This window comes from Pseudomonas sp. BF-R-19, from assembly GCF_019956445.1.
Lineage (GTDB): Bacteria > Pseudomonadota > Gammaproteobacteria > Pseudomonadales > Pseudomonadaceae > Aquipseudomonas > Aquipseudomonas fluorescens_BH.
In genome coordinates, this window is the sequence record NZ_JAHBDN010000057.1 from 43232 (window position 1) to 54858 (window position 11627).

At 61.2% G+C, this 11627-nt stretch carries 8 protein-coding genes and 1 pseudogene; 7 read left to right on the forward strand and 2 right to left on the reverse strand.

Annotated elements, in window-relative coordinates; translation table 11 throughout:
* The first annotated feature begins 10 nt into the window (after window positions 1–10).
* The 7 genes from hutG to mdoH all read left to right on the forward strand — a co-directional run bounded on the left by hutG (window position 11) and on the right by mdoH (window position 9307).
* Window positions 11–814 carry an N-formylglutamate deformylase gene (hutG, locus tag KGB28_RS15850; protein ID WP_223446463.1) on the forward strand — a complete coding sequence of 268 codons (804 nt, stop codon included), beginning with the start codon at window positions 11–13 and terminating at the stop codon, window positions 812–814.
* Window positions 815–1081: 267 nt separating this feature from the next.
* Complete coding sequence (locus KGB28_RS15855) at window positions 1082–2038, forward strand: choline ABC transporter substrate-binding protein (protein ID WP_223446465.1); 957 nt, start codon at window positions 1082–1084, stop codon at window positions 2036–2038.
* 154 nt (window positions 2039–2192) lie between these two features.
* Window positions 2193–3098 (forward strand): alpha/beta hydrolase, encoded by a 906-nt coding sequence (locus KGB28_RS15860; protein WP_223446467.1) that lies wholly within the window; start codon window positions 2193–2195, stop codon window positions 3096–3098.
* 104 nt (window positions 3099–3202) lie between these two features.
* Window positions 3203–4174: a prolyl aminopeptidase gene (gene pip / locus KGB28_RS15865; protein WP_150726550.1), complete on the forward strand. Its 972-nt coding sequence runs from the start codon at window positions 3203–3205 to the stop codon at window positions 4172–4174.
* Window positions 4171–4608, forward strand: coding sequence for a D-aminoacyl-tRNA deacylase (gene dtd, locus KGB28_RS15870; RefSeq protein WP_223446469.1), 438 nt, complete (start codon window positions 4171–4173; stop codon window positions 4606–4608). Before pip ends, dtd begins: the two co-directional genes overlap by 4 nt.
* 321 nt (window positions 4609–4929) lie before the next feature.
* Entirely contained in the window at window positions 4930–6744 is a 1815-nt protein-coding gene (locus KGB28_RS15875) for a glucan biosynthesis protein G (protein ID WP_223446471.1), read from the forward strand.
* Window positions 6737–9307, forward strand: coding sequence for a glucans biosynthesis glucosyltransferase MdoH (mdoH, locus tag KGB28_RS15880; RefSeq protein ID WP_223446473.1), 2571 nt, complete (start codon window positions 6737–6739; stop codon window positions 9305–9307). Before KGB28_RS15875 ends, mdoH begins: the two co-directional genes overlap by 8 nt.
* A 209-nt stretch (window positions 9308–9516) precedes the next feature.
* Here the strand turns inward: mdoH and KGB28_RS31805 are convergent, their stop codons facing one another.
* Complete coding sequence (locus KGB28_RS31805) at window positions 9517–10389, reverse strand: methyl-accepting chemotaxis protein (protein WP_411740588.1); 873 nt, start codon at window positions 10387–10389, stop codon at window positions 9517–9519.
* Window positions 10372–11433, reverse strand: a pseudogene (locus KGB28_RS31810) (methyl-accepting chemotaxis protein); the annotation flags it as partial. The gene KGB28_RS31805 and the pseudogene KGB28_RS31810, both read right to left, overlap by 18 nt.
* Between the last annotated feature and the right edge of the window lie 194 nt (window positions 11434–11627).

Consider the following 11627-nt stretch of genomic DNA (forward strand, 5'->3'; position numbering starts at 1 on the left):
GAGATCTGTTGTGGATAAGGTTCTGAACTTCAAACAAGGCCGCGTGCCGCTGCTGATCAGCATGCCCCACGCGGGCGTGCGCCTGACCCCGGCAGTCGAAGCCGGATTGATCCCCGATGCGAAAAGCCTGCCGGACACCGACTGGCACATTCCGCAGTTGTACGATTTCGCCGCTGAACTGGGTGCCAGCACCTTGGCCGCCGAGTACTCGCGATTTGTCATCGACCTGAACCGGCCATCCGACGACAAGCCGTTGTACGTCGGCGCGACCACCGGTCTGTATCCGGCCACGTTGTTCGACGGCATACCGTTGTTCCGCGAAGGCCTGGAGCCTTCTGCCGATGAGCGCGCGACCTATCTTGAGCAGATCTGGACGCCGTACCACAGCACCTTGCAGCAGGAACTGGCGCGACTGAAGGCCGAGTTCGGCTACGCGCTGCTGTTCGATGCGCATTCGATCCGCTCGATCATCCCGCACCTGTTCGACGGCAAGTTGCCGGACTTCAACCTCGGCACCTTCAACGGCGCCAGTTGCGATCCACAACTTGCGACCCGACTGGAAGCGATCTGTGCGCTTCACGACAAATACACCCACGTGCTCAACGGGCGCTTCAAGGGCGGGCACATCACCCGCCATTACGGCAACCCGGCCGAGAACATCCACGCGGTGCAACTGGAGCTGGGGCAGTGCACCTACATGGAAGAGTTCGAGCCGTTCCGTTACCGCCAGGACCTGGCGGAGCCGACTCGGGTGGTGTTGAAGGAGTTGCTGCAAGGGTTGTTGGCGTGGGGTGAAAAACACTACCAGCGCTAAAGCCTGGCGCAAAACCCTGTGGGAGCGAGCTTGCTCGCGATAGCGGACTGGCAGGCAACATCAATGTTGAATGTCATGGCCTCATCGCGAGCAAGCTCGCTCCCACAGGTTTTCATATGCCTCAATATCTGCTCATGACAGTCGCCACTGTGCAAAACACGGTCGCCACAGGTCGCTTTCACCGCTCGTCTGCTGCGTAATGTTCTGGCCACGGTGCACAAAGACACCGCCCCGACAATAATCCGCTGCCGCACGAGAATGCTCTCCATGACAAGCCCCAAAGGTCTGTTCACCCGCTGTCTCTCAATCTTCTGCGGTACCGCTCTGTTGAGCGCCGGCGCCATGGCCGCGGACGACGCCTCCTGCAAAACCGTACGCATGGGCGTGGTCAACTGGACCGACGTGATCGCCACCAGTGGCATGGCCGATGTGCTGCTCAACGGTCTGGGCTACGAAAGCAAACAGACCAGCGCCGTGCAGCAAATCATCTTCGCCGGCATCCGCGACAAGCGCCTGGACATCTTCCTCGGTTACTGGAAACCGGCGATGGATAAAAACATCGCCCCCTTCGTGGCTGCCAATCAGGTCAAGGTCATGGACAAACCGAGCCTGGCCGATGCCCAGGCCACCCTCGCGGTCCCTGACTATGTGGCAGCGGCTGGTCTGAAAACCTTCTCCGACATCGCCAAATTCAAGGAACAGCTCGGCGGCAAGATCTATGGCATCGAGCCGGGCAGTGGCGCCAACACCACGATCAAGACCATGATTGAAACCAATCACTTTGGCCTGAAGGACTTCAAACTGATCGAGTCCGGTGAGGCCGGGATGCTGGCGGCCGTGCAGCGGGCAGTGAACCGCAAGGAGTTCGTGGTGTTCGTCGGCTGGACCCCGCACCCGATGAACATCAACATGAAGATCGACTACCTGACCGGCAGCGAAGACGTGTACGGACCGAATGAAGGCGCCGCGACCGTTTCCACCGTGACTGCGCCGGATTACGCCCAGCGTTGCCCGAACGTCAATCGGCTGCTGGAAAACCTGACGTTCACCGCCGCCCAGGAAAGCCAGTTGATGGTGCCGATCATGGAGCGCCAAACGGCTCAGGATGTCGCGAAAAAATGGCTGCGTGACCATCCCGAAGACTTGCAGCGCTGGCTGGCGGGTGTCAGCAGTTTCGATGGCAAGGATGGCGTGGCCACGGTTCAGGCCAGCCTGAAGAACTGACCCCCGTCTGCTCTGTGCAAGACCTGTGGGAGCGAGCTTGCTCGCGATAGCGGTAGGACATTCAGAATTGATGTCGACTGACACGCCGCCATCGCGAGCAAGCTCGCTCCCACAGGGTGGGTCCCACACATTTCCCTGAACGGGCACCCGGCTCATGGCTCAATACCCGCTTTCCAAGCAAATGACAGCTTTCGTCGACAAAACCCTGAGTTTCAACAGCACCGACAGCAGTATCACCGGGTTGCGCCAGGCCTACAGCGAGATGTGCCGGGCGTTTACCCCGGCACGCCCCGTCGGGTTGCATGTGGTCGATTTCGAGTTGGCCGGTGTTGCTGTTCGTTCCTATCAGCCACCGGCCAGCGGTGCGTCGTGCATCGTTTATCTGCATGGCGGCGGCTGGGTGGTGGGGGACCTGGACTCCCACGATTTCATCTGCGCCGAATGGGCATCGACACTCGGTGTACGGGTGATCGCCGTCGATTACCGCCGGGCACCGGAGCATCCGTTTCCCGCCGCGTTCGATGATTGCCTGAAGGTCTGGCGAGCACTGCGCACCGGGCCGTTTCAACTCGAACCTGCGCGTACGCTGGTGGCCGGCGACAGTGCCGGTGGCAACCTCGCGGCGGCGTTGTGCCTGGCGTTGCGCGATGCCGGCGAGCCGCTGCCGTGCGCGCAGGTGCTGATCTATCCGGGGTTGGGTGGCGATCACCGGCTGCCGTCGCGCAGCGAGTGCATCGACGCGCCGTTACTCAGCAGCAGTGACGTCGATTACTATCACGCGCTTTACCTGCAAGGCACCCGTCATCCGAACGCCTACGCCATGCCACTGCTCGCCACGGATTTCAGCGCACTGCCACCGGCATTGATCGCCGTGGCGCAATTCGACCCGTTGCGTGATGACGGCGTGCTGTATACCGAGCGACTCAATGCCGCGGGCGTTGCTGCCACGCTGTATGTCGGCGAGGGTTTGGTCCATGGCTGTTTGCGGGCCCGAGGGCAGGCGGCCGAGGTCGATGCGCTGTACGAAACCTTGTTCGGATATCTGTCGGCAAAACTCTGACTCTGCACGGGCATGCTCATTGACGTAATTCGGGTTTATGATGCCGGACGGCAGAATAATAGAAGTCCCCCCAGGGATGACCTCGACCCCTTACGGAGTGCGCAATGCAGACTTTGTACCCGCAGATCAAACCCCACGCCCGGCACGATCTGGCCGTCGACGAAACCCACACGCTGTATGTCGACGAAAGCGGTTCACCGGAAGGTTTGCCGGTGGTGTTCATCCACGGCGGCCCCGGTGCCGGATGTGATGCCCAGAGTCGTTGCTTCTTCGATCCCAACCTTTATCGCATTGTCACTTTCGATCAGCGCGGCTGCGGTCGCTCCACGCCCCATGCCAGCCTGGAAAACAACACCACCTGGGATCTGGTCGCCGACCTGGAGCGGATTCGACAGCACCTGGGCATCGACAAATGGGTGCTGTTTGGCGGCTCCTGGGGTTCGACCCTCGCGCTGGCTTACGCGCAAACCCATCCTGAGCGTGTGCACGGCCTGATCCTGCGCGGGATCTTTCTCTGCCGTCCGCAGGAAATCGAATGGTTTTACCAGGCCGGCGCCAGCCGTCTGTTCCCTGATTACTGGCAGGACTACATCGCGCCGATCCCGCTGGACGAGCGCGACGACTTGCTCACCGCGTTCCATAAGCGCCTGGTCGGCAACGACCAGATCGCCCAGATGCACGCGGCCAAGGCCTGGTCCACCTGGGAGGGCCGCACCGCGACCCTGCGTCCCAACCCGCTGGTAGTCGACCGTTTCTCCGAGCCACAACGTGCGTTGTCGATTGCCCGCATCGAATGCCACTACTTCAGCAACCACGCCTTCCTGGAGCAGAACCAGTTGATCCGCGACATGGGCAAGATCGCCCATTTGCCTGGTGTGATCATTCATGGCCGCTATGACGTGATCTGTCCGCTGGATAACGCCTGGGAATTGCATCAGGCCTGGCCGAACAGCGAACTGCAGGTCATCCGCGATGCCGGTCATGCCGCTTCCGAGCCTGGCATCACCGACGCGCTGGTACGCGCCGCCAATCAGATGGCCCGGCGTCTGCTCGACCTGCCGCCTGAAGAAGCATGAAGGGCTTGCTGCAGCGGGTGCGCGGCGCACGAGTCGAGGTCGCGGGCGAGATCGTGGGTGCCGTCGATCAGGGATTGCTGGTTCTGGTAGCCGTCGAGCCCGACGATACGCGGGCCAGCGCCGACAAACTTCTTAATAAACTGCTTAACTATCGGGTATTCAGTGACGCTGAGGGAAAGATGAATCTGTCCTTGGCGGATGTGGGCGGCGGGCTGCTGCTGGTCTCTCAGTTCACCCTGGCTGCCGATACCAAAAGCGGGCTGCGTCCGGGTTTCTCGACCGCGGCCCCTCCGGCGCTGGGCGAGGAACTGTTCGACTATCTATTGAACAAAGCGAAACAGGTGCATGGCACTGTGGCATCAGGTAGATTCGGCGCGGATATGCAGGTGCACCTGGTCAATGATGGCCCGGTAACCTTCCTGTTACAGACCTGAAAGCGTTTGAAACAAGTTTTTACGTTCATTTCGACTGAAAACAGGGCTTTTTCGCGATAAATACTTTGTTACCCCTGATGCGTTGTAACGCGGCCTACTAGATAATCCCGCGCTACGGGGATCAGCGTTCGTTGGTCCATTTTGACTTAGGTAGAGACTTGTCCGCATCCGATTGGGGAATCATTTCGCCCCAGCGGAGTCGGAACAATGCTCGCCAACTTGGCAAGAGTGGTTTGCAAGGGCGGTTTTTTCATACCGTACACCGTGCAGGCCCTTTAACTGGCCGTTGGTTTTTTGATCTGTTTTCGGCGAGGGTTGCTCGTGATTGTTAGTCCCTGTAACGCACCAAAATTGTCTGCCAAACGGTTACGCAGCGCCCTGGTAGCGGGCTCTGCACTGCTCTGCCTGCTCAGCGCCGGTCAGCTTTGGGCATTCAGTCTGGATGATGTATCGGCCAAGGCAAAAGAGCTGGCCGCGCAGAAATACGAAGCGCCGCGCAGTAACCTGCCGAACGAGTTCCGCGACATGAAATTCGCGGACTATCAGAAAATTCGTTTTCTGACGGAAAAAGCCGAGTGGGCTGATCAGAAGACGCCGTTCAAGCTGTCCTTCTATCACCAGGGCATGCATTTCGATACGCCGGTGAAAATCAATGAAATCACCGCGAACACCGTCGACGAGATCAAGTACGACCCGAGTCGTTTCGATTTCGGCGACATGCAGTTCGATCCCAAGGCCACTGAACAACTGGGTTATGCCGGTTTCCGTGTGCTGTACCCGATCAACAAGGCCGACAAGCAAGACGAAATCATGACCATGCTCGGCGCGAGCTACTTCCGCGTCGTCGGCAAGGGTCACGTCTATGGTTTGTCCGCTCGCGGCATGGCGCTGGATACCGCCTTGCCGTCCGGCGAAGAATTCCCGCGTTTCCGCGAGTTCTGGATTCAGCAGCCCAAGCCAGGCGACAAGCACCTGGTGATTTTCGCCCTGCTGGACTCTCCTCGTGCCACCGGCGCCTATCGCCTGACCCTGCGTCCGGGCAGCGACACCATCGTCGACGTCAAGGCGCAGATGTTCCTGCGTGACAAGGTCGGCAAACTGGGCATCGCTCCGTTGACCAGCATGTTCCTGTTCGGCGCCAACCAGCCGTCGAAAGTACTGAACTACCGTCGCGAGCTGCACGACTCCAGCGGTCTGGCGATCCATGCCGGCAACGGCGAGTGGATCTGGCGTCCGCTGAACAACCCGAAACACCTGGCCGTGAGCAACTTCAGCGTGGAAAACCCGCGCGGCTTTGGTCTGCTGCAACGTGGCCGCGACTTCAGCCACTACGAAGACCTCGACGACCGTTACGACAAGCGCCCAAGCGCCTGGATCGAGCCGAAGGGTGACTGGGGCAAGGGCACAGTCGACCTGGTCGAGATTCCGACCGCCGACGAAACCAACGACAACATCGTTGCCTTCTGGAACCCGGAAAAACTGCCGGAACCTGGCCAGCCGCTCGATGTCGCTTATCGTATGCACTGGACCATGGATGAAGCCTCGATTCACGCGCCGGACAGCGCCTGGGTCAAACAGACCCTGCGTTCCACCGGTGACGTGAAACAATCCAATCTGATTCGTCAGCCGGACGGCAGCGTTGCCTACCTGGTGGACTTCGAAGGCCCATCCCTGGCGGCATTGCCGGCCGATACGGAAGTTCGCAGCCAGGTCAGCGTCGGCGACAACGCCGAGCTGGTGGAAAACAGCGTGCGCTACAACCCTGAAACCAAGGGCTGGCGCCTGACCCTGCGGATGAAGATCAAGGATCCGAGCAAGTCCACCGAGATGCGTGCCGCGCTGGTGCAGAACATCGTGCCTGCGGACCTGTCCAAGACTTCGATTCCGTCGTCGAACTCGTCGGTTGCCAAGGCCGACAAGGTTGCCGCCAAGCAACAAGAGAAAGCGGACAAGGAAGCCAGGCAAGCGGAGGCCAAGCAGGCCGAAGCGAAGCCTGTTGCAGATGCCAAGGACAAGGCCAATCAAGACGCCAAGCAGCCTGCCGCTGCCGACGCGGCCCCAGCCACACCGGAATCGGCCCCGACTGAAGAAGTCCTGACCGAGACCTGGAGCTATCAGTTGCCTGCCGATGAGTAACTCACAAGTACGGCCAGAAACTCTTTCCGAGTATCTGGCGCATCTACCGATGACCGACCAGCAGCGCGCGGAACTCGCGGGCTGCCAGTCCTTCAGCGAATTGCATGAACGCCTGTCATCGTCGACGTTCGACGCCCCGACCGAAGCCGCCCAGGCTTCGGTGGGCAAACGCCTGACGCTGAGCACTGCCGAAGAGCTGCAGGACGCGGAAATGCTGGTGCTCGACGCCAACGGCCGGGTCTGCCTCAAGGCGACCCCACCGATCCGGCGGACCAAGGTCGTGCCGGAGCCGTGGCGCACCAACATTCTGGTGCGTGGCTGGCGCCGGATGACCGGTCGTACCAACCCGCCGAAGCCGCCGAAGGACGAACGTGTGCTGCCGGCCGCGCGCTGGCGTACCGTAGGTTCGATCCGTCGCTACATCCTGTTGCTGCTGATGCTCGGCCAGACCATCGTCGCCGGCTGGTACATGAAAGGCATCATGCCGTACCAGGGCTGGTCGTTCGTCGACCTCAACGAAGTGCTGCACCAGCCACTGCTGCAAACGGCCACGCAAGTGCTGCCGTATGCGTTGCAGACCAGCATCCTGATCCTGTTCGGGATTCTGTTCTGCTGGGTATCGGCCGGTTTCTGGACCGCGCTGATGGGCTTCCTGGAATTGCTGACCGGCCACGATAAATACCGTATCTCCGGTAAAAGTGCCGGCAACGAGCCGATTCCAAAGGATGCGCGCACCGCACTGGTGATGCCGATCTGCAACGAAGACGTGCCACGGGTATTCGCCGGCCTGCGGGCGACCTTCGAGTCGGTGGCGGCCACGGGCGACCTGGACCGCTTCGACTTCTTCGTCCTCAGCGACAGTAACGACGCCGATATCTGTGTCGCCGAGCAACAGGCCTGGCTGGACGTCTGCCGTGAAGCCGGGGGCTTCGGCAAGATCTTCTATCGCCGCCGTCGTCGTCGCGTAAAACGCAAAAGCGGCAACCTCGACGACTTCTGCCGTCGCTGGGGCGGTGACTACAAGTACATGGTCGTACTCGACGCCGACTCCGTGATGAGCGGTGAGTGCCTGACCAGTCTGGTGCGCCTGATGGAAGCCACGCCGGATGCCGGGATCATCCAGACCGCGCCACGGGCGTCGGGCATGGACACCCTGTATGCGCGCATGCAGCAGTTCGCCACTCGCGTGTATGGCCCGCTGTTCACCGCCGGCCTGCACTTCTGGCAGCTCGGCGAGTCGCACTACTGGGGCCACAACGCGATCATCCGCATGAAGCCGTTCATCGACCACTGCGCCCTGGCGCCGTTGCCCGGTAAAGGCGCGTTCTCCGGCTCGATCCTGTCCCACGACTTCGTTGAAGCCGCGTTGATGCGCCGTGCCGGCTGGGGTGTGTGGATTGCCTACGATTTGCCGGGCAGCTACGAAGAACTGCCGCCAAACCTGCTGGACGAACTCAAGCGTGACCGTCGCTGGTGCCACGGTAACCTGATGAACTTCCGCCTGTTCCTGGTCAAGGGCATGCACCCGGTGCACCGCGCGGTGTTCCTGACCGGCGTGATGTCCTACCTGTCGGCGCCGTTGTGGTTCTTCTTCCTGGTGCTGTCGACCGCGCTGCTGGCGGTCAACACGCTGATGGAGCCGCAGTACTTCCTTGAACCGCGCCAGCTCTATCCGCTGTGGCCGCAATGGCACCCGGACAAGGCGATTGCGCTGTTCTCGACCACCATCGTGCTGCTGTTCTTGCCGAAGCTGCTGAGCATCATCCTGATCTGGGCCAAGGGCGCGAAAGAGTTCGGCGGCAAGTTCAAGGTGACCCTGTCGATGCTGCTGGAGATGCTGTTCTCCATGCTGCTGGCGCCGGTGCGGATGATCTTCCACACCCGTTTCGTCCTCGCCGCGTTCCTCGGCTGGGCCGCGACCTGGAACTCGCCGCAACGTGACGACGACTCCACACCATGGAGCGAAGCGGTCAAGCGCCACGGCCCGCAAACCCTGCTGGGCTTCTTCTGGGCCATGCTGGTGATCTGGCTGAACCCGAGCTTCCTGTGGTGGCTGGTGCCGATCGTCGGTTCGTTGATGCTGTCGATCCCGGTGTCGGTGATTTCCAGCCGTGTCGGACTGGGCCTGAAGTCCCGTGACGAGAGCCTGTTCCTGATCCCTGAGGAATACAATCCGCCGCAGGCCTTGCTGGCCACCGACCAGTACACCCACGAAAACCGCTGGCATGCGCTGAACGACGGCTTCGTCCGTTCGGTGGTCGATCCACAGCAGAACGCCCTGGCGTGCTCGCTGGCGACTTCCCGGCACAATCAGGCCGAGCCGATTGAATGGCTGCGGATCGAGCGGGTTCGCCACGCGATGAAGGTTGGCCCGGAAGGGTTGACCAACAACGAGCGTGTGCAACTGTTGAGTGACCCGGTGGCATTGGCGCGCCTGCATGACCAGGTCTGGAGCGAAGGTCACCCAGAGTGGCTGGGTGCCTGGCGTAAGTCGGTCAAGGCCGACCCCCATGCACCGCTGCTGCCGCTTAAGCCGATGAGCGAACAGCCTCAGTTGGCATAATAAAAAAAACCCGCGAAAGCGGGTTTTTTATGGCTTGAAGTTTGTTCTTGAGCTTGCACCAGATGCTGTAACGGCAGCGTCTGGTCGGACGCTTTCGCGGGCAAGCCCGCTCCCACAAGGTTGTGTGTACAACGCAATTCCCTGTGGGAGCGGGCTTGCCCGCGAAGGCATCACCTCGGTCCTGAGTAGACCGAGGTATGCAGATCACCTCAAACCCTGAACTTGCCCACCAGCATCTGCAAATGCGTCCCCAACCGCGCCAGCTCAACGCTCGACGCCGCTGTCTCTTCACTCGCCGCAGAAGTCTGATCCGACACATCCCGCACATTCAACACACTACGGTTGATCTCTTCAGCCACAGCGCTCTGCTGTTCGGCGGCAGCGGCGATCTGCTGGTTCATCGCCTGAATCGCCGACACCGTGCGGGTAATGCTTTCCAGTGAACCACCGGCGCGGCGGGTCAGTTCGACGCTGCTGTCGGTCAGGGTGCGGCTGTTGTCCATGATGGTCGCCACTTGCTGGGTGCCGTTTTGCAGGCCGACGATCAGCTCTTCGATCTCTTCGGTGGACTTCTGGGTGCGCTGGGCCAGGCTGCGGACTTCGTCGGCGACCACGGCAAAACCGCGCCCGGCTTCACCGGCACGGGCGGCTTCAATCGCGGCGTTGAGGGCCAACAGGTTGGTTTGCTGGGCCACGGACTTGATGACGTCGAGCACGCTACCGATCTTGTCACTTTCGCGCTGGAGTTCGCTCATGGCTTCGGTGGAGTGGCCGACTTCCTTGGCCAGGCGTTCGATCTGGGCGATGGCCTCACTGACCACTTTGTCGCCTTCGCGGGCCTGCTGGTCGGCGGCAACGGCGGCTTCGGAGGCTTCTTCGGCGTTGCGCGCGACTTCCTGCACGGTGGCGGCCATTTCGTTCATGGCAGTGGCAACCTGATCGGTCTCGACCTTCTGGCTGTTGACTCCGGCGCTGGTCTGCTCGGTGACCGCGGACAGTTCTTCAGCGGCGCTGGCGATCTGCGTGACGCCATCGCTGATGCCGCCGATCAGTTCGCGCAAGCCCTGGGTCATGCTCTGCATGGCACGCTGCAACTGGCCGAGTTCGTCGCGGCGCTGCGACGTCAGGTTGTGGGTCAGGTCGCCACTGGCGACGCGCTGTGCCACGACCAGGGTCTGGTTCAATGGAATGATGATCTGCCGGGTGATCGCCCAGGCGGCCAGCAAGCCGAAGGCGATGGCCAGAGCGGTGGCGAGGGTCAGCATGTTCTTGGCATGGGCGGCGTCGGTGTCGCGCACGACGGTTTGCGAGACGGTGAGTTTCTGGCTCATGTCCACCAGGATGTCGCCTTGGGCAGACATGCGTACCAGGGCCTTGGCGCTGGCCACCTGGGAGTCGCGGAACTGGCTGACGGCGGCACGGTAGGCCTTCAGTGAATCAGTCGCCTGTTGCAGGTTGGCGATGTGTTCTTCAGGCAGTTTGGCCGGCAGGCTCTCGAGGTTCTTCAGGGCGTTGTCGATCGCGTCGAGGGCTGGCTGTTCGGCTTCGCTCTTGCCGCTGTAGGTGTAGCCGCGAACCTGGAAACGCGCCTGCTGGATCAGTTTGCTCAGGTCGATCACGCTCTTGAACGCCGCCACGCTGTCGCCTTGGAGTATGGATTTCTCCACTTCGGCGACGCGGGCCACGGCATTGTCGGCGGTGGCGCCGAGTTTGCTGCGGGCGTCTTCACGCTGGGCGCCGGCCTGGCCCATGTCGCTGAAGGCGCGACGGAATTCAGCGACCGCGGCCAGTTGTTGATCGACCATGGCCGTATCAGCCGGTTGCTCGATCAGGCCGCGGGCGGTCTGCAGGCCGCTTTCGAGTTTGCCCAACAGATCGTTGACGGCGCCGGGACCTTGTTCACCACGACGCATCTCGTAATCCAGGCGTGCAATGCGCAGGTCCTTGGTCAGGTCGTTGAGACTGGCGATGAACCCCAGTTTATCGCCACGGCTGGTCACGCCGCTCAGGCCGTTCCAGCCGGTGAAGGTGATCAGCAGGGTCAGCAGCAGCACCAGACCGAAGCCGATGCCCAGCTTGCGTTTGACGCTGACGTTTCCCAGATTCTCGGCTAGCCATTGATACATGCTGAAACTCCCCGGACCGCAATTTGGTTTTATGGGGGGTGTATCGGCAGGGGCGCGAGGTTCTGTAGGCGCTGCCCGATATACGGGCGGGTGATTATCTTGAGTAGAAGTTGGACCTGTGGGAGCGGGCTTGCTCGCGAAGGCGGAGTGTCAGTCACTTCAATGTCGACTGATACACCGCCTTCGCGAGCAAG